Origin of the sequence: Dyella ginsengisoli LA-4 (assembly GCF_000334915.1) — a bacterium.
In the GTDB taxonomy this organism is placed as follows: domain Bacteria; phylum Pseudomonadota; class Gammaproteobacteria; order Xanthomonadales; family Rhodanobacteraceae; genus Dyella_A; species Dyella_A ginsengisoli_A.
The window spans coordinates 1-24,449 of record NZ_AMSF01000015.1; the positions used below are offsets into that span (position 1 = coordinate 1).

Annotated in this window: 21 protein-coding genes; 19 read left to right on the forward strand and 2 right to left on the reverse strand. The window is 71.2% G+C overall.

Features of this window, described 5'->3' with window-relative positions:
* The 13 genes from C693_RS22485 to C693_RS0102760 form a co-directional block, all read left to right on the forward strand.
* The coding region (locus C693_RS22485; protein WP_198506822.1) for a hypothetical protein at window positions 1-650 on the forward strand (650 nt) is incomplete at its 5' end.
* Window positions 651-784: 134 nt separating this feature from the next.
* Window positions 785-2,401, forward strand: a complete 1,617-nt coding sequence (locus C693_RS23965) for a DUF4157 domain-containing protein (protein WP_052329342.1) — start codon at window positions 785-787, stop codon at window positions 2,399-2,401.
* Window positions 2,398-3,060 carry a hypothetical protein gene (locus tag C693_RS0102710; protein WP_017460713.1) on the forward strand — a complete coding sequence of 221 codons (663 nt, stop codon included), beginning with the start codon at window positions 2,398-2,400 and terminating at the stop codon, window positions 3,058-3,060. Before C693_RS23965 ends, C693_RS0102710 begins: the two co-directional genes overlap by 4 nt.
* Window positions 3,061-3,067: 7 nt before the next feature.
* Window positions 3,068-3,409, forward strand: coding sequence for a hypothetical protein (locus C693_RS0102715; protein WP_017460714.1), 342 nt, complete (start codon window positions 3,068-3,070; stop codon window positions 3,407-3,409).
* Window positions 3,406-4,542 (forward strand): hypothetical protein, encoded by a 1,137-nt coding sequence (locus C693_RS0102720; RefSeq protein WP_017460715.1) that lies wholly within the window; start codon window positions 3,406-3,408, stop codon window positions 4,540-4,542. The genes C693_RS0102715 and C693_RS0102720 overlap by 4 nt, the downstream gene beginning before the upstream one ends.
* On the forward strand, window positions 4,539-5,048 hold the full coding sequence (locus tag C693_RS0102725) for a phage baseplate assembly protein V (RefSeq protein ID WP_017460716.1): 510 nt from the start codon (window positions 4,539-4,541) through the stop codon (window positions 5,046-5,048). Before C693_RS0102720 ends, C693_RS0102725 begins: the two co-directional genes overlap by 4 nt.
* 1 nt (window position 5,049) lies before the next feature.
* Entirely contained in the window at window positions 5,050-5,367 is a 318-nt protein-coding gene (locus C693_RS0102730; RefSeq protein ID WP_017460717.1) for a hypothetical protein, read from the forward strand.
* An 11-nt stretch (window positions 5,368-5,378) separates the two neighbouring features.
* Window positions 5,379-5,747 (forward strand): GPW/gp25 family protein, encoded by a 369-nt coding sequence (locus C693_RS0102735; RefSeq protein WP_017460718.1) that lies wholly within the window; start codon window positions 5,379-5,381, stop codon window positions 5,745-5,747.
* Window positions 5,744-8,329: a putative baseplate assembly protein gene (locus C693_RS0102740; RefSeq protein WP_017460719.1), complete on the forward strand. Its 2,586-nt coding sequence runs from the start codon at window positions 5,744-5,746 to the stop codon at window positions 8,327-8,329. Before C693_RS0102735 ends, C693_RS0102740 begins: the two co-directional genes overlap by 4 nt.
* The gene (locus C693_RS0102745) at window positions 8,326-10,953 is read left to right on the forward strand and encodes a putative baseplate assembly protein (RefSeq protein ID WP_017460720.1); all 2,628 of its coding nucleotides are present in this window, start codon (window positions 8,326-8,328) and stop codon (window positions 10,951-10,953) included. The genes C693_RS0102740 and C693_RS0102745 overlap by 4 nt, the downstream gene beginning before the upstream one ends.
* A complete protein-coding gene (locus C693_RS0102750) occupies window positions 10,950-13,064 on the forward strand; it encodes a hypothetical protein (RefSeq protein WP_017460721.1) in 2,115 nt (704 codons plus the stop codon). Before C693_RS0102745 ends, C693_RS0102750 begins: the two co-directional genes overlap by 4 nt.
* 12 nt (window positions 13,065-13,076) lie before the next feature.
* Window positions 13,077-16,298: a DUF6519 domain-containing protein gene (locus C693_RS0102755; RefSeq protein ID WP_017460722.1), complete on the forward strand. Its 3,222-nt coding sequence runs from the start codon at window positions 13,077-13,079 to the stop codon at window positions 16,296-16,298.
* A 9-nt stretch (window positions 16,299-16,307) separates the two neighbouring features.
* Window positions 16,308-16,814 (forward strand): LysM peptidoglycan-binding domain-containing protein, encoded by a 507-nt coding sequence (locus tag C693_RS0102760; protein WP_017460723.1) that lies wholly within the window; start codon window positions 16,308-16,310, stop codon window positions 16,812-16,814.
* Window positions 16,815-16,937: 123 nt separating this feature from the next.
* Here C693_RS0102760 and C693_RS0102765 read toward each other — a convergent pair whose 3' ends face one another.
* Window positions 16,938-17,921, reverse strand: a complete 984-nt coding sequence (locus tag C693_RS0102765; protein WP_017460724.1) for a sigma-54-dependent transcriptional regulator — start codon at window positions 17,919-17,921, stop codon at window positions 16,938-16,940.
* Between the two features lie 568 nt (window positions 17,922-18,489).
* Between C693_RS0102765 and C693_RS0102770 the strand changes: the two genes are divergently transcribed.
* The 6 genes from C693_RS0102770 to C693_RS0102795 all read left to right on the forward strand — a co-directional run bounded on the left by C693_RS0102770 (window position 18,490) and on the right by C693_RS0102795 (window position 23,632).
* Window positions 18,490-19,584 (forward strand): XdhC family protein, encoded by a 1,095-nt coding sequence (locus C693_RS0102770; protein ID WP_017460725.1) that lies wholly within the window; start codon window positions 18,490-18,492, stop codon window positions 19,582-19,584.
* Entirely contained in the window at window positions 19,581-20,213 is a 633-nt protein-coding gene (locus C693_RS0102775) for a nucleotidyltransferase family protein (protein ID WP_017460726.1), read from the forward strand. The genes C693_RS0102770 and C693_RS0102775 overlap by 4 nt, the downstream gene beginning before the upstream one ends.
* Window positions 20,210-21,442 (forward strand): MFS transporter, encoded by a 1,233-nt coding sequence (locus C693_RS0102780; protein ID WP_017460727.1) that lies wholly within the window; start codon window positions 20,210-20,212, stop codon window positions 21,440-21,442. Before C693_RS0102775 ends, C693_RS0102780 begins: the two co-directional genes overlap by 4 nt.
* A 69-nt stretch (window positions 21,443-21,511) precedes the next feature.
* On the forward strand, window positions 21,512-22,270 hold the full coding sequence (gene modA, locus C693_RS0102785) for a molybdate ABC transporter substrate-binding protein (protein WP_017460728.1): 759 nt from the start codon (window positions 21,512-21,514) through the stop codon (window positions 22,268-22,270).
* Window positions 22,271-22,274: 4 nt separating this feature from the next.
* Window positions 22,275-22,952 (forward strand): molybdate ABC transporter permease subunit, encoded by a 678-nt coding sequence (gene modB, locus C693_RS0102790; protein WP_017460729.1) that lies wholly within the window; start codon window positions 22,275-22,277, stop codon window positions 22,950-22,952.
* Window positions 22,952-23,632 carry a sulfate/molybdate ABC transporter ATP-binding protein gene (locus tag C693_RS0102795; RefSeq protein ID WP_017460730.1) on the forward strand — a complete coding sequence of 227 codons (681 nt, stop codon included), beginning with the start codon at window positions 22,952-22,954 and terminating at the stop codon, window positions 23,630-23,632. Before modB ends, C693_RS0102795 begins: the two co-directional genes overlap by 1 nt.
* 5 nt (window positions 23,633-23,637) lie before the next feature.
* On the opposite strand, the gene C693_RS0102800 is transcribed toward C693_RS0102795, so the two are convergent.
* Complete coding sequence (locus C693_RS0102800; RefSeq protein ID WP_017460731.1) at window positions 23,638-24,426, reverse strand: TOBE domain-containing protein; 789 nt, start codon at window positions 24,424-24,426, stop codon at window positions 23,638-23,640.
* Window positions 24,427-24,449 lie beyond the last annotated feature (23 nt).

Here is a 24,449-nt window from a genome sequence, read left to right on the forward strand (position 1 = left end):
TGGCGGGACTGGTCGGCGGCGCGATCGCCGGCGACATGGCCACCCGCCGCAGCCGCAGCCTGAGCAGCGCAGAGAAGACCTACCTGCGCGAGATCTTCCGCGACTCGGTCAACTACGACGCCGTCACCATCACCCGCGGCAGCGCCCTGTCCACCGGCGCCGCGCGCACTGTCGGCAACACCATCAACCTGCAGGACGAGCACTTCGTCGGCAACACCATGAACCTGTCGGATGCCGGGCAACTGGTCCTTGCCCACGAGATGGGACACGTGTGGCAGTACCAGAACGGTGGACTGGCCTACATCCCGTCAAGCCTTATTCCGCAACTGGCCGCCACGCTCTCCGGCGGCGACCGCAACGCCGCCTACGACTGGCGCAGCGCCGTGCGCAACCACATCGAATGGGCCGACTGGAACGCCGAGCAGCAGGCCGAGTGCATCTCCGACTACAACGAGGCGCTGCGCCGGGTGAACGCCGATGCCTACGGCGACTCACCCGAAGGCGGACAACGCCGCCTGCGCGATATCCAGACGATCGTGCTGGCCGAGCCGTTCATCGAGTTGGTGCGCGCACGCGTCGGTGCACCGGGCTCGTCGCGCCGTCATCGCGCACCGCCAGCGACGGGCCCGGCTACGGGAGGCGCGCCGTGAACCGCATGTTCTCTGCGGCCGTCGAACCGCGGTCCCCGGCGAACGGAAACCGGGTCGTGCAGAGGCGCTGCGCATCGTGCGGGAGCACGCATGCACAGCGCACGTGCCCGGATTGCGCGAAGAAGAAAAGGCCGGTGCAGCCGCGCCTGCAGGTCAGCGTTCCGGGCGACGCCGGCGAGCGCGAGGCCGAACATGCCGCCGACGCGGTGATGGCCGGTCGCACTCCGCGGGTCACGGTTCGATCACCGGCGTCGTTGCTGCAGCGCCAGGATCATGGCTCCGGATCGCCAACGCATCCGGGGGCGCCCGATCCGTCGCGGCTCGAAGCACCGCATGCCGACGGCGATGCCGGTACGGCGACCACGGGTTCCGCCACGGCACCCACCGCGCCCCCCCCGCCAACCTGCGCTCCGACGGCCTTCAGCCGCGCCAACTACCTGACCCAGCCGGGTACCTCGACCGATGATTTCGGGTTGACCCGACTGGACATCAACGCCGTCGTCCGGCCGTCGGTCACCACGACCCGCGTCCGCGGCGGACGGGTACGCATCGATCCGACCACGGCGAGCTTGCCGACGATCCCCTCCGTGTATACGGACGCCGGCGTGTTCGACGAGGGCCAGGCGCACTTCATCGATCAGGATGGCACCACGGGATGCCCCTCGGGCCGTATCCCACTGCGCTGGATCATCACCCGGTCCGGTGCCGACAAGATCCGAGATGGCGAGCGCGAGCACTGTGCGGACTTCCAGCTGGCGTTCGATCTCTCGTTGCGTCGCTTCGCCGACGCCGTGAATGCGATCGCCTCCGCCCACACCACCTTCGCCAGCCAGGCGAGTGCCGAACGCGCCGTCGCGCGGCACGCGGGCGTGGCTCCGGCCAACTGGTCGACGGTGTTCAACTGCCTGGCGCGCAAGACGCTGACCCGGGACAGGAACAACGACCACCTGCCGCGCCCCAGCCAGCTGCCGCCGCGTCTCGCCGACAATTGCGCTTTCGCGCGCATGATCATCAGCGATCGCAGCCTGCCGCGCATTGGACAGACACCGTCGTCGGGCCTGGTGCAGGGCTGTGGAGAGCACGGGTCCACTGCCGGCGGCGGCAGTGGAAGCCATGCGACCGGCCCGGTACCCAAACCGGCATGGACCAACGGCGAGTCGGACAACGCGTTCCGCAACCTCGACGACGAGCAACTCCTGCAGCGCAGCGCAGACGGCAGCCATGGCGCCAGCGATGAAGCGTCGTCCGCTCACGACGCATCGGTCGACCGGGCGCTGACCACCGGCGGACAAGCGCTGGATGCCGAGACCCGTGGCTTCATGGAGGCGCGCTTCTCGCATGACTTTTCGCGGATACGCATTCACGCCGACAGCGCTGCGGCGGCATCCGCGGCGGCGCTGCATGCGCATGCCTACACCACCGGCCACGACATCGTCTTCAACCACGGCATGTATGCGCCGACGACCAGCCGTGGTCGCCACCTGCTGGCGCACGAACTGGCGCACACGATTCAGCAGGATAGCGCCGCCCGGCGGGAGGTCCAGCGCGACGCGTATGCCGGTAGCCACGAGCCGATGCCCTGCGGCAGCGGCGACAACGAACAGAAGGCGGCGCAAGCCGACGCATCGCATCCGTCCACCTTGACGGTTTCCGATGGCGGCCAACCCCTCTCCGGCATCGACTTCGCGCCCCTGATCGCGGGGAAGAAGTCCCGTGTCCGGATGCACGAGCCGCCAGAGGAGAAGCCATGAGCCTGTCGTCTTCCCCGAAGCTGATCAAGGGTGGCCTGGTCGTGCTGCCACCGGGCGGCAACGGCGCCCCACTGCGCACGATCGCCCTGCAGTACAACCCGGACACCCTCTCGCGCAGCTACCAGGTGCAGGGTACCGGTGGCGACGGCGGCGGTGAGCGTGCACAGCCGTTCCGGCTGAAGGGGCCGGCGATCGAGACGCTGCGGGTCGAGGCCGAGATCGACGCCACCGACCAGTTGGAATTCCCCGACCGCAACGGCGTCGCGGTACGCAACGGCATTGCCCCGCAGATCGCGGTGCTGGAGTCGCTGGTCAATCCCAGCGTAGCCGAGCTGATGGCGCTGGATGCGCTCGCGTCCAGCGGCACACTGGAGATCATCCCGCCAGAAGCGCCACTGGTGCTGTTCATCTGGAGCCGCAATCGGATCGCCCCGGTTCGCGTCACCGAGCTGTCGGTGACCGAGGACGCCTTCGACCCCGCGCTCAACCCGATCCGCGCCAAGGTCAGCCTCGGCCTGCGCGTGCTGTCGACCGACGACCTGGGCTTCCGCCACCACGGCGGTTCGCTGTTCATCAACCACCTGCGTACGCGCGAGGCGCTGGCCGGCATGGCCACCGGCGCCACGCTGCAGTCGCTGGGCCTGGATGCACTGCCGTGAGGACGCCATGACCGACCCCATCCAGATGCTGATCGATGCCGGCGCGATCCCGCAGCAGCCGTTCGATCCGATGAGCCGTTACCGTGACGTGCCGCTGGCGCTGTATGCGCGCGGCGCGGAGGACCCGCCGATCGCCTACGTGCGACGGCGCTTCATCCCGCAGGCGCTGGCCGCCGCGGTCGGCGCGGTGGTCGCGCCGTACGACCGCCCCGACCTGCTGGCCGCACGCGTGCTCGGCGACCCGCTGCTGTACTGGCGCATCGCCGACGCCAACGCGGTGACCGACCCGACCGAACTCACCGACCAGCCCGGTCGCCGTGTGGCGGTTCCCACCGGAGGTGCGGCGTGAGCCTGGATGCACGCGGCCTGCGGCTGTCCCTGCTGATCGGCCCGGTGCCGGTGCCGGCACCGCGCGAGGTGATCGAGGCCCTGGTCTCGGCGCAGGTCGACAGCGGCTCGGGCGATACCCAGAGCGGGTTCGAACTGACTTTCGAGCTGCCGGTGCGCTCGCCGCTGCGCACAATGTTCCTGATTACCGGCGGTGGCGGCGGCGTGCCGCTGATGCGGGTGATCCTGGTGGCGACCTTGAGCGGATCGGACGAGGTCATCGTCGACGGCCTGGCCACCAACGTCGACACCGTGCCCGGCGAGGGCGGGGTCAGCCGGCTGGTCGTCAAGGGCAAGGATCTCTCCGCGCTGATGGACGTGGTGGAGATTCCCGGCCTGCCGTTTCCGGCGATGCCGCCGTCGGTCCGCGTGCTGCTGATCCTGGCCAAGTACGCGGCACTGGGGGTGATTCCCAAGGTGATCCCCAGCATCGTCGACGAGCCGCCGCTGCCGACCGATCGCATCCCGACCCAGCAGGGTTCGGACTACGCCTACGTCAAGCGCCTGGCCAGCGAGGCCGGCTACGCCTTCTACCTGGAGCCGGGCCCGACCGCCGGCACCAGCTTCGCCTACTGGGGGCCGGAAATCCGCGTCGGCGAAGCGCAGCCGGCACTGACCACCGGCATGGACGCGCGCAACACCGTCGAGCAGATCAGCTTCAACTTCGATCGCGAGCGGAAAAAGATGCCGATCGTCTATTTCCAGGAAGCGAACAGCAAGACCGGCATCCCGATCCCGATCCCCGACATCACCCCGCTGAACCCGCCACTGGGGCTGGTGCCGCCGCTGCCTCCGAAGATCGAGAAGCTCACCGACACCGCCCACCTCGGTGTCGCCGGCGCGCTTGCACGCGGACTGGCCTTCGCCGGGCAGAACAGCGACTCGGTGTTCGGCACCGGGCAGCTCGACGTCACCCGCTACGGTCGCCTGCTGAAGTCGCGGCGGCTGGTCGGCGTGCGTGGCGCCGGCGAACCGTTCGACGGCCTGTACTACGTCAGCAGCGTCAGCCACCGGATCGAGCGCGGCTCGTACAAGCAGAGTTTTTCGCTGGCGCGCAACGGCCTGATCTCCACCCTGCCGACGGTGCCGGTATGAGCGCAGCTCCCGTCTACGGCAAGTACCGCGGCCTGGTCATCAACAACGTTGACCCGTTGATGAAGGGGCGTTTGATGGTGCAGGTGCCCGACGTCGGCGGCGACCTGCCGATCGGCTGGGCCATGCCCTGCCTGCCGGTGGCCGGTACCAACATGGGCATGTTCACCGTGCCGCCGGTCGGTGCCGGCGTCTGGGTCGAGTTCGAGCGCGGCGACCCCGATCACCCGATCTGGGTCGGCGGCTTCTACGCGGAAGCCGACGTGCCGGTGATGGCGCGGGTGGTGCCGCCCGGGGTGAGCGGCATCACCCTCCAGACGCTGGCAGCAAACGGCCTGACCATCAGCGACCTGCCCGGCCCCACCGGCGGCATCCTGATCCGCACCGCCGGCGGCGCGATGATCTCGGTGAGCGACACCGGGATCATCATCAGCAACGGCCAGGGCGCCACGATCAACATGACCGGCCCGACCGTCGACATCAACCTCGGCGCGCTGACGGTGGTGTGAGATGCCGATGCCCATCGTCCATCTCGGTGCCACCGTCCTGTGCATGCACGCGGGCAGCGCGCTGCCGGCCGCGCCGTTCCCGCGGGTCACCGTCTCCGGCCAGCCGGTGGTGCAGGTCACCACGCCCTACGCGATCGCCGGCTGCGCCCTGACTGGCACCTCCGCCCCGCCCTGCACCACCGGCCAGTGGCTCGCCGGCGCCACCCGCGTCACGGCCGGCGGACTGCCGCTGGCCGTAGTCGGCGGATCGGCGGTGTGCGTGGCGCCCGGCACCGGGATGCTGGCGGTGGCGACGCAGACCCGGGCACTGGCCACCTAGGAGGATCGACGATGCCGAACGTGGACTACCCCTACGCCTTCGACCATCGCGGCCGCACCGCGCAGCCGGACGACGCCGACCACGTCCGCGACCTCATCGAGCAGGTCCTGCTGACGGCTCCCGGCGAGCGCGTGATGCGTCCGGAGTTCGGCAGCGGACTGCTGCAGCGCCTGTTCGAGCCGAACAGCGACGCGGTGGCCGCGGCCACCCGGATGTTGGTGCAGGGCGCTCTGCAGCAGCACCTGTCGCACCTGATCGCGGTGCAACGCGTGGACGTGGAAAGCGACGAGGGTGCGCTGCGCGTCTACGTCGACTACCGGCTGGCCGGGGAGGAAGCCGGCCGGCGTGCCATGGTCGCGGTGCCGGGAGCCCGGACATGAGATTCCACTGCTGCGAGCCGCGTCGACTGGAAGTGCTGCGCCGCTTCGGAAGCGACAACGCGATCGACTTCGTCGAGGTGCTCGACCGCGCCGCACCACCGGGCATACCGCGCCAGCGCACGCTGTTCGTGCGACTGCTGCGCGACGGCTTCACGCTGACCCCGGACAACATCCGCATCGACGGCGGCGAGCGCATCCGCAACGTCGGCGTGGTGTGGTGCGCGCCGGCCGACGCGCTGCCGCCCCAGGCCGAGGCGGGCCTGGTCGACAGCGTCGACGACCCTGCCCGCACCCTGGTGATCCGTACCGACGGCAGCGGCGACTATTCGATGTACACGCTGGCGCTGGTCGCCAACTCGGGCAGCGACGTCGCGCCGGCCGGCTTCGACCCGCAGCTGTCGCGCATCGCCTTCTCGTTCAAGGTCGAGTGCCTGTCCGACTTCGATTGCGCGGCGGCGCAGCCCTGCCCGCCCGATGCTGTGGCCACGCCGGTCATCGACTATCTGGCCAAGGACTATCCGGGCTTCCGGCGACTGATGCTGGACCGCCTCGGCCTGCTCGCGCCCGGCTGGAGCGAGCGCTCCGCGGCGGACGTCGGCATGACTCTGGTCGAGCTGCTGGCGTATGCCGCCGACCAGCTTTCCTACCGGCAGGATGCCGTGGCCAACGAGGCCTACCTGGCGACCGCGCGGCAGCGCGCATCGATCCGCCGCCATGCCCGCCTGGTCGACTACCGCCTGCACGACGGCTGCAATGCCCGCACCTGGGTGCAGGTGCGGCTGGCCGACGGCGCGGGCGCCGTGGTGCTGGCCAAAGGTACACCCCTGCTGAGCCGGGTCGACCGCGCCGCGACGGTGATCGAACACGGCACACGCGCCGAGCGCGATGCACTGGACACCGACCCGGTGGTGTTCGAGACCGCGCACAGGATCATCCTGCACGACGCCTGCAACACGATGGCCTTCCATACCTGGGGCGACCTCGGCTGCTGCCTGCCGCGCGGAGCGACGGAGGCGGTACTGGTCGGGCATCCGCCACTGGCGGTGGGCGATGTCCTGGTGTTCCAGGAAGTGCTCGGACCGGAGACGTTCGACCCGGCCGATGCCGACCGCACGCATCGCTGGGCGGTGCGGCTGACCCGGGTGGAGGCGACCGAAGATCCCTCCGGCCGCCTGTTCGAGGACCCGCCGGTGGACGCGGCCCTGGCGATCACCCGGATCGGCTGGGACCGTGCCGATGCGTTGCCCTTCCCGCTGTGCCTGGGCGTGGCGGAGCGACCGGGCGCGGCGATCAGCGTGGCGCTGGGCAACATCGTGCTGGCCGACCATGGCCGTACGCTCCCCGCCGAAGACCTGCCGGCAGTGTCCGACCGGATGCGCCGCTACGCCCCCGGCGCGCGCGACGCGGGCCGGTGCGGCACGCCGCCGGCGGTATCGGTGCTGGTGCGCTACCGGCCGCTGCTGGGCCAGCGCCCGCTCACCCAGGGCTTCGATCTGGACCTGCTGTTGTCCGCCGCGCCCGATGCCACCGATACCGCGTTCTGGCCGGCCAGCCAGCTGCTGCCGCTGGACCCGCGGCACGCCTTGCCGCGGATCGTCCTGGGAAGCGGCAGCGGCGCCACCGCACGCAGCTGGACGCCGCAGTTCGACCTGCTGGCCAGCGACGCCGCCGCCCCGCACTTCGTGGTCGAGACCGACCATGACGGGAGCGCCCATCTGCGCTTCGGCGACGACCGCCACGGCGAACGCCCCAATCCGGGCACCGTCTTCACCGCCCGCTACCGCATCGGCAACGGCAGCAGCGGCAACCTGGGCGCCGAGTCGCTGGCGCATCTGGTCTTCGATCCCGGCCTGTACGACAACCCGCTCGATCTGCCCGACCCGTCGCTGATCGCCGGCATCGCCCAGCCCATGCCGGCCGCCGGCGGCGTCGAGCCGGAAGACGTCGAAGCGGCCCGCCGCGACGCTCCGCAGGCGTTCCGCACCCAGGAGCGTGCCGTCACCGAGGCCGACTACGCCGCAGCTGCCGAACGCAGTGTCGAAGTGGACCGGGCTGCCGGCACGTTCCGCTGGACCGGCAGCTGGTACACGGTCTTCGTCAGTGCGGACCGGCCCGGTGGCGCGGCCGTCGACGCACCGTTCGCTGCGCGCCTGCGGCGCCACCTGGAACGCTTCCGCATGGCCGGCTACGACCTGGAGGTGAACGCGCCTCGCCCGGTGCCGCTGGATATCGCCCTGCACCTCTGCGTCAAGCCCGGCTATTTCCGCAGCGACGTGCTCGGCGCCGTGGCGAAGGCGCTGGATGCGCGCACGCACAGCGACGGCAGCCTCGGGCTGTTCCATCCGGACCGCTACAGCTTCGGCGACCCGGTCTACCTCAGCGCGGTGGTCGCTGCGGCGCAGGCGGTCGAAGGGGTCGCCTCGGTACGGGTCGACCGCTTCCAGCGCCTGGTCGGCGACAACGACACCACCCTCGCCGAGGGCGTGATCCGCACCGGCCGGCTGGAGATCCCGCAGTTGGCCAACAACCCGAACTTCCGTGAACGCGGCCGGCTCACGCTGTCGGCAGGAGGCGGCCAATGAACCCGCTGGTGCCCGACCCCAAGGCCGGGAGCGTCATCCCGCCGCCCGGCAGCGAAGCCTGCGGCTGCTGCGAGGGCATCGAGACCTCCACGCCCGAGATCCATGCCAACCGCAGCGGGCTGTCGGCCATCGACTACCGCATTGGCGGCTACGCGCAGTTCCGCGAGAGCCTGCTGGCGGGCCTGTCCGACTCCGCCTTCCAGCCGCTGCAGCGGCTGCGCACGCGTGACCCCGACGACTTCACCATCGCCCTGATCGACGCCTTCGCCTGCAGCGCCGACGTGCTGACCTTCTACCAAGAGCGCGTCGCCAACGAGTCGTGGCTGCGCACCGCCACCGAGCGCGTCTCGCTGCAGGAGATGGCGCGACTGATCGGCTACCGCCTGCGGCCCGGCGTGGCCGCCGAAACCTGGCTCGCCTTCGCCGTGGAGCAACCGCGACAGCCGCCGCCGGGGGCACCACCGGAGCCAGGCGCCTTCGTCACCGGCATCCCCGAGCAGGTCACGCTGGATGTGGGCCTGAAAGTCCAGAGCGTGCCGGGCCCGGGCGAGAAACCGCAAACCTTCGAGACGGTCGAGCCGGTCGATGCGCGCCCCGAATGGAACCTGATGCGCCCGTGGCTCACGCAGGCCAACCTGCCGGCATGGGGCGACCAGACCACCTGGCTGCAGGGCGTCGCCACCGGACTCAAGCCTGGCGACGCGCTGCTGATCGTCGGCAGCGAGTTCGATGGCAACCACAGCTCCAACCGCTGGGATTTCCGCATCCTCAGCGCGGTAAGCCCCGACCCGCAGCGCGACCGTACCCGGGTCGAATGGCGCCGGGGCCTGGGCTCATACGGTCCGTACATGGATCCGGCCAGCACCGGCGTGCGCGTCTTCGCGCTGCGCCGGCGTGCCTCGGTGTTCGGCCATAACGCACCGATGTGGCGAACGCTCCCGGCCGATACTTTCCGCAGCGGCTATCTCGACAGCGCCACCGATCCCGGCAACTGGCCGTCGTTCCAGCTGTCGCCCGCCGGACCGACCACCGACGGCGGCTACGTCGACCTCGATGCCGCCTATCCCGCCGTGGCGCCGGGCAGCTATGCCGTGCTGGCGCGCGGCGGCTACGACTACGCCGCCGAACCGGCGCCCGCCGGCACCTATGTCGAGCTGTATGCGGTCGCTGCCGCCAGCGACATCTCGCGCGAGGAGTTCGCGCTGGCCGGCACCGCAACCCGGCTGCGGCTGCAGGGCGACAACTACGACCTGTTCCGCTACCAGGTGCGCGAGACCCGCGTGTTCGTGCAGTCCGAGGAGCTGCAGCTGGCCCCGCGCCCGGTCACCACGGCGGTGACCGACGATGCGGTCCCGATCGCGCTGCCTCCGGACGGACTGCTGCCGGGGCGGCGAGTGATCGTCCAGGGAACGCGGACCGACGGCATCGCCCTGACCCATCCCGCCGTACTGACCGCGGTACACGCCGACGGCGCCTTTGCCCGGCTGACCATCGACCCACCACTGCCGGCCGCCCTGCTGCGCGACTCGGTGACGGTGGCCGGCAATGTCGCGCTGGCCCGGCATGGCGAGACCGTCAGCCAGATCCTCGGCTCCGGCGACGCCAGCCGCGCGTTCCAGCGTTTCGAGCTGAAGCAGACGCCGCTGACCTGGCGCGCGGCGGCCGGCGAAACCGGCGCGGCCAGCGAGCTGACCCTGCGCGTCGCCGGCATCGAGTGGAAGGAGCGGCCGACGCTCTATGGTGCCGCCGACGGCGAACGCGTGTTCACCCTGCAGACCGACGAAACCGGACGCGACTGGGTCCGCTTCGGCGATGGCGTGCGTGGCGCGCGGTTGCCCAGCGGGGTCAACAACGTCCGCGCGGTCTACCGCAAGGGTATCGGCCAGGCGGGCAACGTGCGCGCCGACAGCCTGACCCAGCTGATGACCCGCCCGCTCGGCCTGAAGACCGTGGCCAACCCGCTCGCCGCCGCAGGCGGCACCGATCCGGACAGCGCCGACCAGGCGCGGGCCGCCATGCCGCTGACCACGCGGACGCTCGGGCGGGTGGTGTCGCTGCTGGACTACGAGGATTTCGCCCGTGCCTTCAGCGGTATCGCCAAGGCCCAGGCGGCGGTGTTGCGACTCGGCCGGGAGTCGGTCGTCGGTATCACCGTCGCCGGCCAGGATGGCGACGCCGTGCCGGCTCCCAGCACGGTATGGAGCCATCTGCGCGACGCGCTGCGCGATGGTGGCGACCCGCACGTCGCGCTGCGCCTGATGGGTTACCAGGCCAGCACCTTCCGCCTCGGCCTGCGCGTGAAGTGCGCCGACGACCGCGACCCGAAACAGGTGCTGCCCGCGGTGGAGGCGGCGCTGCGCGATGCCTTCGGATTCGCGCGCCGTGCGCTGGGCCAGGCCGTGCAGCAGTCCGAAGTGATCGCGATCGCGCAGGGCGTGCCCGGGGTGGTCGGCATCGAGCTGGACCGGCTCTACGGCGGCACCGCGCCGTATGCGCAGACGCTGCCCTCGCGGCAGGTCCGCCTGCTCGCCTCGCGCATGCGCGTCAGCGCCGGCGCGGCGCAGCCGGCCGAGCTGCTGACCCTGGATTCCGCGCCGCTGGACCGGCTGGAGGTGTTGCCATGAGCCTGGATGCCGAACGCCTCTATGCGCTGCTGCCGTCGATCCAGCGCATCCGCGATGCCGAACAGGGCGAACCGTTGCGTGCGCTGCTGGCGCTGTTCGCGCGCGAACTCGAAGCGCTCGAGGAAGACATCGCGCAGTTGTACGACGACCAGTTCATCGAGACCTGCGAGGAATGGGTCGCGCCGTACATCGGCGACCTGATCGGCTACCGCGTGCTGCACGACACCGGAGGCACCGCGCTCTCCCCGCGCGCCGAGGTCGCCAACACGATCGCCTACCGCCGGCGCAAGGGCACCGCGCTGATGCTGGAGCAGCTGGCCCGCGACCTCACCGACTGGCCCGCCCACGTCGCCGAGTTCTTCCAGCAGCTGGCCACCACCCAGTACATGAAGCACCTGCGGCCGCAGGCGCCGGCGACCGCCGACCTGCGCTCGCAGCCGGCGATGCGTGCGCTCGACGGTGCCTTCAACACCGTCGCCCATACCGCCGGGATGCGCCGCCCGCAGGCACACGGGCGCTTCGGCGGCGGCCGCTACGGCATTCCCAACATCGGCATCTTCCTGTGGCGGCTGCTGCCGATGCGCCTGTCCGGCATCCCGCTGGTGCCGGACCCCGCCGACGCCAGCGGCCGGCGCTTCCGCTTCAATCCGCTCGGCGCGGACCTGGCGCTGTTCCGACGCCCGCGGGTCGAGGCATCGATCGATACCCTGAGCGAGCCGGCGAACGCCCCTGCTCCGCTGGGCGTGCGGGCAATGGCCGCCGCGCAGCGCGCCGCACTCGCCGCTGGCGCTACCGAGGCCGACCGGCTCGCCAGCGACTACGGTGCCGACCGCAGCGTCGTCCTGCTGCGCCCGGCGACCGCTCCCGGCACCTGGGAGCCGGTACCGGCCGACGCCATCGTCATCGCCGACCTGCGCGACGTGTCCGGCGGCAACTGGAATCACCAGGACGGTATCGCTACCGGACACATCGGTCTCGATCCCGAGCGCGGCCGGGTACTGCTCGGTGCCGGCGTCGCCCTGCCTCTGCGCGCCACCTTCCACTACGGCTTCGCCCGCAACATCGGCGGCGGCGAGTACGAACGCACGCCGGATGGCGAAGCGCTGGCCACGCAACGCCAGGCCAGTGAGTCCGAGCCGCTGCAGCCGCACCTGGACGCCATCGCCGCGGGCGGTCGGCTGCGCGTGCTGGACAGCCTCACCTACGCCGGCACGCCGTCGTTCCACGTGGACGCTCCGGCCGATGCCACGTCTCCCGGTCGCCAGGTGGTGGTCGCCGCCGACAACGGCGCCCGACCACTGCTCGCCGCCACCGGCGACATGACGCTGGATATCGGCGCGCGCGGACAGCTGGTCCTCGACGGGCTGGTGATCAGCGGCGGGGGGCTGTCGCTACCGGCCAGCGCCGATGACGAGACCCGCGAGCTGGTGCTGCGGCATTGCTCCCTGGTACCGGGCCTGACATTGAACCCGGACGCCAGCGCGCAGTCGCCGGGTACGCCGAGCCTGGTGATCGAGCATCCGTTCGCCCGGGTGCGACTGGAGCACTGCATCGTCGGAGCGGTGCGCGCCGTGGCCGGTGCCCAGGTCGAGTTCGACGACTGCATCGTCGATGCCGGTGCGCCGACGGCGGTGGCCTATGCCGGCACGGCCGCCGACGCCCCGGGCGCCGCGGTCACGCTGCGCACCTGTACGGTGGTCGGCAAGCTTTACGCGCAACGCATCGACCTGGCCACGGACAGCCTGTTCGTCGCGGCGCTGGCGAGCGGCGACGGCTGGATCGCCCCAGTGCGCGCCGAGCGCACCCAGCAGGGCTGCGTGCGCTTCTGCTGGCTGCCACCGGGCAGCATCGCGCCGCGCCGCTACCACTGCCTGCCGGACACTGCACACCCGCGCGTGCATCCCTGGTTCAACGCGATGCACTACGGCCAGCCGGCCTACCTGCAGCTTCGCGACAGCACGCCGGACGCCCTTGCCAAGGGCGCCAGCGACGAGGGCGAGATCGGCGTCATGCACGACCTCGCCCAGCCCCAGCGCGAGGGCAATCTGCGCATCCGCCTCGATGAATACCTGCGTTACGGACTCGACGCAGGCCTTTTCCATGTCACCTGATGGAGCCTGCCCATGGCCACCGACTTCTCACGTGTTCGACATGATCCGCTGCTCGATTGGGCCGGGGTCCAGCTCAAGCAGGGCGGCGTCCTGCTCGATGCCGATGCCAACGAACTGGTGGCGGTGCTCGACCGGCGCCTGCGCGCGCTGGCCGGGGACGTGCTGGGCCGTGCGACGGTCTCGCAGACCACGCCGGACGCCTTCAAGATCACCGCCGCCGGCAGCGACCTGGCCATCGCCCGAGGTCGCCTGTACGTCGACGGCCTGCTGGCCGAGAACCACGGCGGCGGCAGCGCCGAATTCGATCCGCTGATGGCGGAGCCACGCCTCGCCGATCCGCTCACCTACACCACCCAGCCGCACCTGCCCGATCCACCGGCCCTGCCCGCCAGCGGGCGGCACCTGGTGTACCTGGACGTGTGGCAGCGCGAGGTCACCGCGCTGGAGATGCCGGCGGTGGTCGAGCCGGCGGTTGGCGTGGACGCCAGCTCGCGCCTGCAGACCGTGTGGCAGGTCCGCGTGCTTGCCGACGAGGCCGGCGACGGCGCGAGCTGCGCCACGCCGGACGACGAGCTGCCGGGCTGGAGCGAGGTGATCGCCCCCAGCGAGGGGCGACTGACCACTGGCACCTACGACGTGCCGCCGGTGGACGATCCCTGCGAACTGCCGCCTACCGGCGGCTACCGCGGGCTGGAGAACCAGCTGTACCGGGTCGAAATCCACGACCCCGGCATGCCCGGAGCCGGCGCCACATTCAAGTGGTCGCGGGAAAACGCCAGCGTCGGCTCGCGCGTGGCGAGCTACGTCTCCGCCACCGAACTGGAGCTGGACACCCTCGGCCGCGACGACGTGCTCGGCCTGGCCGACGGCGACTGGGTGGAGATCGTCGACGACGTTCGCGAGTTCGCCCAGCAGCCGGGCGAGATGCGGCAGATCCAGATCCCCGACCCCGGCAATCGCCGCATCGTCTTCGCTCCAGCGCTGCCGGCATCGATGCTGCCCGCAGCCTTTCCCGACGATACGCTACCCGCCACGCGCAACCTGCGCGTGCGGCGCTGGGACCAGGGCGGACCGGTCTTCCGCACGACCGGCAGCGGCTCCACCACCCAGGTGCAGGACCTGGACGCACCCGGCTCGAGCGGCGTGATCGACGTGCCTGCTGCGGGCACCGAGTTGCTGCTGGAGAACGGCGTCATCGTCTCGTTTGCAAGCATCGGCAGCCACGGCTTCCGCAGCGGCGACTGGTGGGTGTTCGCCGCGCGCACTGCCGATGCCACGGTCGAGCAGCTCGACGCCGCACCGCCGCGCGGCATCCATCACCACTACGCGCGACTCGGCTTCTGGGACGTCGCCGCAAGCGCGGTGACCGACTGCCGTCACGGCTGGCCACCGCAGGGTGGTGACGACTGCGGCTGCACGCGCTGCGTCACGCCGGAGTCGCACAACAGCGGCCAGCTCACCATCCAGGTGGCGGTCGACCAGCTGCGCGAGAGCGGCGGCACGATCTGCCTGCAGACCGGCACCTACGCGCTGCGCGAACCGGTGCGCATCGCCGGTGCCCGCTCGCTGTCGATCCGCGGCCAGGGTCCTGCCACGGTGCTGACCGCCGAGGGTACGGCCTTCGACATCGAGTCCAGCACGGCGATCTGCGTAGAGAAGCTCGCCGTGCTGGCGCTGGGCAAGGATGCCGCCGTCGCCGTGCGCGGTGTGCTCGGCCTGTCGCTGCGCGAGCTGCTGGTCTACGTCTTTGGCGGCAACGACAGCAACGCCGCCGCCATCGCCCTGTCGGGCCTGTGCATCGGTGCGCGGATCGAGGACAACGCATTGCTGGCGCCCGACGGGATCCGCACCGAAACCGGCGACCTCAAGAACCGGGCCGGCTACGCCTTGCTGGGTGGCTCGTTCATCGAGCACAACCTGCTCTATTGCCGCGATCGCGGCATCGCACTGGATGGCATCGTGGCGCACCTGTGGGAAACCCGCGTCGCGGCAAACCAGCTGCTCGGTTGCGACACCGCCGGCATCGTCACCCCCGGGCTGGCGCTGCCCGGAAGTTCGCTGCACCTGGAAGCCAACAACCTCGAGGTGAGCGGTCACGGCATCGCCAATGGCATGGGCAGCTGCTGGATCGACCGCAACCGCCTCGCGGGTCTCGCCCAGGCGGGGCGACAGATTCCCAGCGACGGCATCGCGCTGGTTGCCGGACTCGGCCAGGCCGGCGGCGCGCAGGCCCACGTGCTGGCCAACCAGGTCGGCAACTTCAGCGGGACCGGCATCGCCATCCGCAGCCCGGTCAGCGAACTGTTGGTGAAGCTGAATACGGTCAGCGGCTGCGGCGCCGGCATCGTCATGAGCGAGGAAGCAGAGTCCGATGCGACAAGCATAGAAAACAATCATTTGAGAAACATATCTGGAGCAAATTCGAACCAAAGTGACGGCATCGCCGCGGCCATTGCGGTCACCCGGACGGCGGCCGCAACCGTGGCTGGCAACCAGATCCATGAAATCGCCCGTGGGCCGACCGACCGGCTGCTGGTCGCCGGCATCCTGATCTCCGGGGTCACCCGCTCGCGTATTCACGGCAACGAGGTCGACCGGGTCGGACCGGCCGCCGACTTCACCGGCACCGTGGCCGGCGTCCTGGTGCGCGCGCCTATGCAGCAGACCGAAATCGCCAACAACCGGATTCGTCGGGACGACGAGTCCCAGCCCGGGAAATCACCCTGGTACGCGCTGCTCGTCCGCGAGACCCTGTTCCTGCCCGAGCAGCTCGGCAACCGCCTGATGATGGTCAACCACGAAGCAGGCCAGTCCACCGTTCGCCTTGACGCCCGCAACGTGCTGGTCCTGGACGAAATGGCGACCTGGATCTCCGAAGCCATGCTGGACTTCACCCACGCCACCGCCGCCGTGGCGCGCGGCGCCGTGGCCAGCGTGCTCGGCAATGCGCTTGCCGCACGTGGCGTGGCGCCCGTCGCCCTGGTGCAGGTCGGCGGCGAGTTGATGTTCGGTGACAACCAGTGCGAACTGTTCGGCCAGAACGCCGTCGGGTCGGTGCAGCTGCGCGCGCCGCTGGCCGTGCTCAACGCCAACCGCGTCCGCAACCTGGGCAAGCCCAGCATCGACCTGCAGGCTGGCAAGGCCACCGTACTCGGCAACATCACCAGCGCCGATATCCGCCTGCAGGGGCAGGCACTGCCGGCCCCGTGGAATGCCCTCAACCTGATCGGCTAGGAGAACCCCATGCGCCTTCTCATCATCCAGAAGCACACCAGCCTGGCCGCCGTGGGCAAGGACCTGCTGAAAAGCCGCACCCGCAGCACGGCACTGCCGCTGGAGCGCCTGCAGGCAGCGAATCCCCACCTCGACCCGAAGAACATCCGCGCCGGCAGCGTGCTGCTCATCCCCGACGCACCGGAGTTCAAGACCAGCGCCAGCGATCCGGCCGGAGGCGATTCGCTCGCAGAGCTCGCCCAGCATCTCGGCACCGCCGTCGGCGCCGGCGGCCAGACCGTGCTGGATGCACTGGCCAACCGCGGCGAGCAGGCCAAGGCTGTCACCAAGGCGCTGGGCAGCGCCACGGTGAAGAAGCTTGCGGCGGACGACAGCGTCCTGCGTGGGCGCGTCGATGCCGCCAGCGCCCGGATCGCCGCCAATGCGAAGGCTGCAGCGCAGATCCGGACGCAGGTGGAAACCCTGCAGGCCGGTGTAGCGGCGGACCTGAAGACATTGCAGGCGCTGCTGCGCTGAATGAAGCACCCCACGCTCATGCCCGCCGGCCAAATGCCACCCTCGTCCCGCCCCGCAGGCCACCGCATGCGGGGACTGTGGCGCGGCAGCCGCATCCCGATGCGGTGGGTGTCGCCGGGTCGGCTAGGCCGACGTGTCGCAGCGGAAGCGCTCGGTGAAAATGCCGTGCTTCTGCAGCAGCTTGCCCAGTTGCCGGCGTTCGGTGCCGGACAGGCGGGCGGCGGCGGTCACGTTGCCGTGGGTGCGCTCCATCAGCCGCACCAGATAGCCCAGCTCGAACGCCCGGATCGCGTGACGCTTGGCCTCGGCGAAGCTCTCGTCCTTGTGCGGCATGCGCGCCGCTTCACTCGCCCCCGCCGGCTCGGCGATGAGACGGTCCAGTGCCTCGTGCGCGATCACCTCGCTCTTGGCGCGCAGGAAGGCACGCAGCACCACGTGCTCGAGCTCGCGCACGTTGCCGGGCCAGTGGTAGCGCTCCAGCGCATCCAGCGCGTCGACCGACCAGCGCTTCGGCGGCCGGTTCATGCGGTTGGCGGTGGCTTGCAGGAAATGGTTGGCCAGCAGCGGCACGTCGCCCCGACGTTCGCGCAGCGGCGGCAGCTGCACGTGGAGGACGTTGAGGCGGTAATGCAGGTCGCGGCGGAACTGCCCGGTGGCGACTTTCTCCTCCAGTCGCGCGTTGGTGGCGGAGATCACCCGGGTGTTGATCACGCGCGACTTGTTGTCGCCGACGCGCCGGCACTCATGCGTCTCCAGGAACCGCAGCAACACCGCCTGCGCCTTGCTGGAGAGCGTGTCGATCTCGTCCAGGAACAAGGTGCCGTGCTCGGCGCGCTCGACCAGCCCGGTCTGTGCGCAGCGCGCGTCGGTATAGGCTCCGCGCTGGTGGCCGAACAACTCGTTCTCCACCAGCGTGTCCGGCAGTGCACCACAGTTGACCGCCACGAACGGGCAGTCGGCACCCGCGCCGGCCTGGTGGATCTCCCGGGCCGCAAGCTCCTTTCCGGTGCCTGTCTCGCCCTCGATGAGCACGTGCATGTCGCACGCCGCGTATTGCCGAAGCAGTTCGCAAGCCTGTGCAAAGGCTGGCGAATGACCGAGCATCATGGCCTTACCCCTCCTTGGTGCATACCAAAAACAGGCAGGTAACAAATGTGCCGAGACACAAGCTGACGCGTCAGACATCGAACCCGATAGCCCGATGAGTATGCACTGCCACTCATGGACCTTGCCACGGGCACGACGCCCCGCGTGTCCGGCGCCACGGTTCGTTGGCCTCAGCGGGAGCGGCCGCGATCGACGATCGGCAGCCACCTCCCCTGGACGCCGCCGCACTCTACACCCGCCGCCGCACGCGGAGTTGACGGCTGCGTTGCAACCGCCGGGTGGACCTCCCGCGGCCACCGTTCCGGCTTGAGCCGCGGAACCGATCCGGCCGGTCCTGTTTCCGCGCGATGCGACCGGTTCGTGCCGGCGATCCACAGCCTCCCCAGCCCCCGAACGCGACGAGTGTGTCGATGCCCTCACAGGTTGTCTGTAGGCGCGCGCCGACTGTCGGGAAGGAAAGATCCCCCAAGACCGGTCACCACCGAACGCTCATCGGCTGGCGCTACCCTTGGCCCCTGTTCCTGCTGGAGTCCCGCCCGATGCCCGCGCCCGCCGGCTCCGTCCACCGATGAATTCGCCGCACGAACTGGCCCTGCTGATCGACGCCCTGCACGCGCTGCACGGCGAGGCCCATCCGCGCGCCGCGCTGGCCACGCTGACCCGCACACGCGGCTCCACTTTCCGCCGGCCCGGTACGCACATGCTGGTGTTCGAGGACGGCCGGCTGGTGTGCGAACTGTCCGGCGGCTGCCCGCAGCGCGACATCGAGCTGCGCGCCCGCGAGGCCATCGCCAGCGGCCAGCCGCGCCTGCTCCACTACAACGCCGACTCCGGGCTGGACGTGCTGATGGAGATGGGCTGCGGCGGCGAGCTGGAGATCCTGATCGAGCCGCTGCTGTCTCCCGGCGCCACCGACTTTGCCGCACCGCTGGCGCGCTGCATGGGGTCGCGCGCCTCCGCGCGGCTGGCCACGCTGTTCGCCGTGGACGGCCAGGCGCTGGAACCGCGCCGCCTGCTCTGCTGCGACGGCGAGGTGTGCTTCGACGGCACCGGCGACGAGGCGTTGCGAGCGGCACTGGCCGCCGCCTGTACGGACTGGCCCGGACGCGGCGCCGGCACGCGCCGGCTGGCCACGCCGCGCGGCGAGCTGGACGTGCTGGTCGAGGCGATCGATCCGCCGCATGCGCTATTGGTGGTCGGTTCCAGCGCCGCGGCCCGGGCGCTGCTCCCGGTCTCCGCCGCGCTGGGCTGGCAGACCACACTGGTGGACAGCGACGCGGAACGGCTGCGTCGCCACGCCCCGCCACCCGGCCTGCGCCACCTGTGCACCACGCCGGAACGGCTCGGCGAAGCGCTGCCGCTGGACCGGCACACCTCGGTGGTGGTGATGACGCACAACCTCGAGCAGGACATCGCCTGGCTGGCGGCGCTGCGCGACGCGCCGGTCGCCTATGCCGGTGCGCTGGGCTCGCGCGAGCGGGTCGCCCGCATGCGCGATGCGAAAGCGCTGGCCGGACTGCGCCTGCACGCCCCGGCCGGGCTGGACATCGGCTCGGAGACGCCGGAGGAGATCGCGCTCGCCGTCGCCGCCGAGATCATGGCCGTGCTCAACGGACGCGGCGGCGGTCCGCTGCGCGACAACGACGGCGCCATCCACGGATGAATACCGCCGACGGCACGCCGATGATCCTGCTGCTGGCCGCCGGCGAAGGCGCCCGCTTCGGCGGCATCAAGCAACTGGCTCCGCTGGACGGCGAACCGATGGTCCGCCGCAGCGCCCGTCAGGCGCTGGCCTGCGGCGTGCCGGTGCGGGTGCTGCTCGGCGCCCATGCCGACGCGGTGGCGCCGGTGCTCGCCGACCTGCCGCTCGAGGTGCAGGTCCATCCGGACTGGTCGCGCGGCATGGGCGATTCGCTGGCCGCCGGCGTGCGCGCGGTGCAGGCGCGGCATCCGCACACCGGCGGCGTGCTGGTGACGCTGGCCGACCAACCCCGGATCGGCCCGCGGCTGCTGCCTGCGCTGCTGCAGGCCCACGCGCGGACGCCCGACCGGATCATCGCCACCGCCCTCGACGGCCGCGCCGGACCGCCCGCCCTGTTCCCCCGCGACGACTTCGCCGCGCTCGCCGCGCTCACCGGGGCGCACGGTGCCCGCGCGCTGCTGCAGCGCGAGGCCGCACGCGTGACCCTGCTCGATCCGCGCGACCACGACGCCGACCTGCTCGATATCGATACCCCGGCCGACCTGGCCCGAGCCACCTGCCCTCCCGCCGGCACGACGGACCGCCCGTGAACGCCGAACCGACGCCGCTGGCTGCCCGCCAATGGTTGAACCGCACCGTCGCCGGCGCCGGCCTCACCAGTGCGCTGGGCGACTTCTGCTACGAGACGACCACGGTGATCCTGCCCGGCTTTCTCGCCGTGCTCGGCGTCCCGGCCGCCGCGCTCGGGCTGATCGAGGGCGCGGCCGATGCGCTGGCCAGCTTCACCAAGATGGTGGCGGGCCACCTCGCCGACCGGCTCGGCCACCGCAAGGCGCTGGTGGTCGCCGGCTACGCGCTGACGCCGGTCGGCCAGGCGCTGATCGCACTGGCGGCCGGCTGGCCGCTGCTGCTCGCCGGCCGGCTGGTGTCCTGGTTCGGCAAGGGACTGCGCGGGCCGCTGCGCGACGCCATCGTGGTTCAGGCCGTGAGTGAGACCACCCGCGGCCGCGCCTTCGGCTTCCATCGGGCTGCCGACACGCTGGGCGCAGTGGCCGGGCCGCTGCTCGGCGTGGCGCTGCTGGGCTGGGCCCGCGGACTGGAAGGGGCGGACGCGGCCTGGCCGTTCCGGCTGGTGCTGTGGCTGTCGCTGGTGCCGGGCGTGCTGGCGGTGCTGGCGTTCCTGCTGCTGGTACGCGATCCGGGCGAATCGCCCAATCCCGGGCTGCGCCTGATGCGCTCGCTGCGCGAGCTGCCGGCCCGCTTCAAGCGCTACCTCGCCGCGGTCGGCCTGTTCGGCGTCGGCGACTTCTCGCACAGCCTGCTGATCCTCGCTGCGACCACCCTGCTGGCGCCGTCGCTCGGCCTGGTGCAGGCCGCGCAGGTGGCCGGCCTGCTCTACGTGGGGCGCAACGTGGTGCAGGTGCTGGCCTCGTTCCCGATCGGCGCGCTCGCCGACCACATCGGCCACCGGCCGGTGCTGGTCGCCGGCTATGCGCTCGGGGCACTGACCGGCGGGCTGATGGCGCTGGCGATGCTCCGGCAGGTACACAGCGTGGCGCCGCTCGCCGGGGTGTTCGTGGTGGCCGGGCTCTACACCGCCGTGCAGGAGGCGCTGGAATCGACCGTCACCGCCGCGATGGTGCCGGCCGACCGGCTGTCGACCAGCTACGGCGCGCTGGGCACGGTGAACGGCGCGGCCAAGTTCGTCTCCAGCGCCGCCGTGGGGCTGGCCTGGAGCCTGCATTCGCCCGCCGCCGGTTTTGCGCTCGCCGCCGGCCTGATGCTGGCCGGCACGCTGGCGATGCTGCGCGCGCGCTGAGCCGGGACGGTTGTCCGGCGGACGGAATCATCGTTATATACCCAGGTTAATAACGAACCGGACCCATCCATGCCCGCCTCGTGGCCCCAGCGCCTCGGCGCCCTGCTCCTCGCGTTCGCCGCCTGCGGCACGGCCCGTGCGGACGATCTGGTGGTGTCGGCCGCCTCCAGCCTGACCAATGCCTTCCAGGCCGTCGCCAAGGGCTACGAGGCCGCACATCCGGGCACGCATGTGGTGCTGAATTTCGCCTCCTCCGACACCCTGCTGCGGCAGATCCTCAACGGTGCGCCGGCCGACGTGTACGCCTCGGCCGACCCGGTGGCGATGGACCGTGCGCAGTCGCAGGGCGCCATCGTGCCGGGCACCCGGGTCGACTTCGCCGGCAACCAGCTGGTGGTGATCGTTCCGGCCGGCACCCGCACCCACCTGGCCGTACTGGCCGATCTGGCCGGGCCGGAGTTCGGGCGCATCGCCTGGGGCAACCCGGCATCGGTGCCGGTGGGACGCTACACGCAGCGCGTCCTGCGCGATGCCGGGCTGGCCGGGCAATTGGCGCCGCGCGCCGTGCTGGCGCAGAACGTGCGGCAGTGCCTGGACTATGTCGTGCGCGACGAGGTCGATGCAGGCTTCGTCTACGCCACCGACGCCGCCATTGCCGGCAGCAAGGTGAAGGTGGCCCTGCGCCTGCCCACGCCGACGCCGATCACCTACCCCATTGCGGTGGTCGCGCATTCGCCCCATGCGGCCCAGGCGCAGTCCTTCATCGACTACGTGCGCTCGGCGGCCGGCCAGCAGGTGATGGCCCGCTTCGGCTTCCTGGCGCCCTGACGCCGTGCGTCCGGAGATCTGGCAGCCGCTGCTGCTGTCGCTGAAGGTCGCGCTGTGGGCGACCGGCATCAACCTCGTGCTCGGCGTGGCGGTGGCCTACGGCTTGTCGCGCTGGCGCTCGCGCCTCAACGCCACCGTCGACGCCCTGCTCACCCTGCCGCTGGTGCTGCCGCCGACGGTGCTGGGCTATTACCTGCTGGTGCTGCTGGGTCGGCGCGGCCTGATCGGCGGCTGGCTCGACGACCTGGGCCTCAACCCCGTGTTCACCTGGCAGGGCGCGGTGATCGCCGCCACGCTGGCCGCGTTCCCGCTGGTGCAGAAGGCCGCGCGGGCTGCATTCGAGGGCGTGGACGTGCAGCTGGAGGACGCGGCGAAAGTGCTGGGCCTGAAGCCGCTGGCGGTGTTCGTGCGGGTGTCGCTGCCGCTGGCCATGCGCGGCATCGTGGCCGGCGCGCTGCTCGCCTTCGCCCGGGCGCTGGGCGAGTTCGGCGCCACGCTGATGATCGCCGGCAACCTGCCCGGCCGCACCCAGACCCTGTCGGTGGCGATCTATTCGGCGATCGAGGCCGGCGACGACGCCGGCGCCAACCTGCTGGTGCTGGTCGCCTCGGCCACCTGCGTGGCGGCGCTGCTGCTCGCCAGCCGGCTGACCCGCGAGCGCACGCCGCGGAGGGCCGCCTGATGCGCCTGGACATCGCCATCCAGCGCCGGCTGGACGATCCGCAGCGCCCGTTCGCGCTGGACGTGGCGTTCCGTTCGGACGCCGGCCGGCTGGTGCTGTTCGGCCCGTCCGGCGCCGGCAAGAGCCTCACCCTGCGCGCCATCGCCGGCCTGCTGCGACCGGATCGCGGTCACGTCACCGTGGCCGGCCGCACCCTGTTCGACGATTTCCGCGGGGTCGATGTGCCGGCACGCGATCGCCAGGTCGGCTACGTGTTCCAGGACTACGCCCTGTTCCCCCACCTGACAGTGGCGCAGAACGTGGCGTTCGGGCTGCGCACAGGCCTGCGCAACCCGTCGCGGCGGCGCGTGCCCGAAGCCGCCCGGCAGTGGCTGGAAGCTTTCGAGATCCACGACCTGGCCAGCCGCTATCCCTCGCAGCTTTCCGGCGGCCAGCGCCAGCGTGTGGCGCTGGCGCGCGCCCTGGCGCCGGAGCCGCGGCTGCTGTTGCTCGACGAGCCATTTGCCGCACTGGACACCGCCCTGCGCGGCCGCCTGCGCGACAACCTCGTCGCGCTGCAGGAGCGGCTGGGGCTGCAGATGCTGATGATCACCCACGACCCGGCCGACGTCGAAGCGGTGGCGCAGCAGGTGCTGGAACTCCGCGACGGACGCATCCATCCCGACCCGCGATCGGTCTGAGCGGCTCAGCCGGTGGTGCCCAGCAGCACGCTGGATGCATCGATCACCGCGCACACCGGCCGTCCCTCGGCCAGCTGCAGCGCGTCGATCCGATCCCCCGGTATCACCGCAACCAGCACGCCGCCGCCGTCCAGCTCGATCCGCACCTCGGCATCCGCCGCATCGCGGTGGATCGCCGCCACGGTGCCGGCCAGCCGGTTGCCGTCCCTGCCGCCGTCGTCGGCCTGCGCCAGGGTCACCGCCGAGGCCTTGATCAGGGCGATCGCCTCGACGCCCACGGCCAGCGCCAGTTCTTCCGTGCTCGGGCGGGTGATGGTCACCCGCAGCGTCTGCCCGCCGGGCAGCCGCAGCCCGATCAGGTCATTGACGTCGCCGGGTTCGAGGGCGACGACGGTGCCGGCCAGCTGATTGCGTGCGCTGGTGCGCAGGGCGAAGCGGCGCATCAGCCGGAGATCCCGCGCCGAGGCATCGTCCAGGGCGCCGAGCCGGGCCACGTAGCGCGCGTGCTCGGCAGCCACGGCGCGGAACACCTCCACCAGTCGCCGGCCGCGCGGCGTGAGCGTGGTACCGCCGCCGCGCCGACCGCCGGCGGCGCGCACCACCAGCGGCTCGTCGGCAAGGTTGTTCATCGCGTCGATGGCATCCCACGCGCCCTTGTAGCTCATGCCCACCGCACGGGCGGCCGCACTGATGCTGCCGGTCTCGCCGATCGCCGCCAGCAGCTCGATGCGGTCCTGCCCGGCGACCTGTCGGTCGCCCGCATGCAACGACAGCATGCCCTTCAGTTCGAACATCGCCTGCCGATTCCCTGATTCCC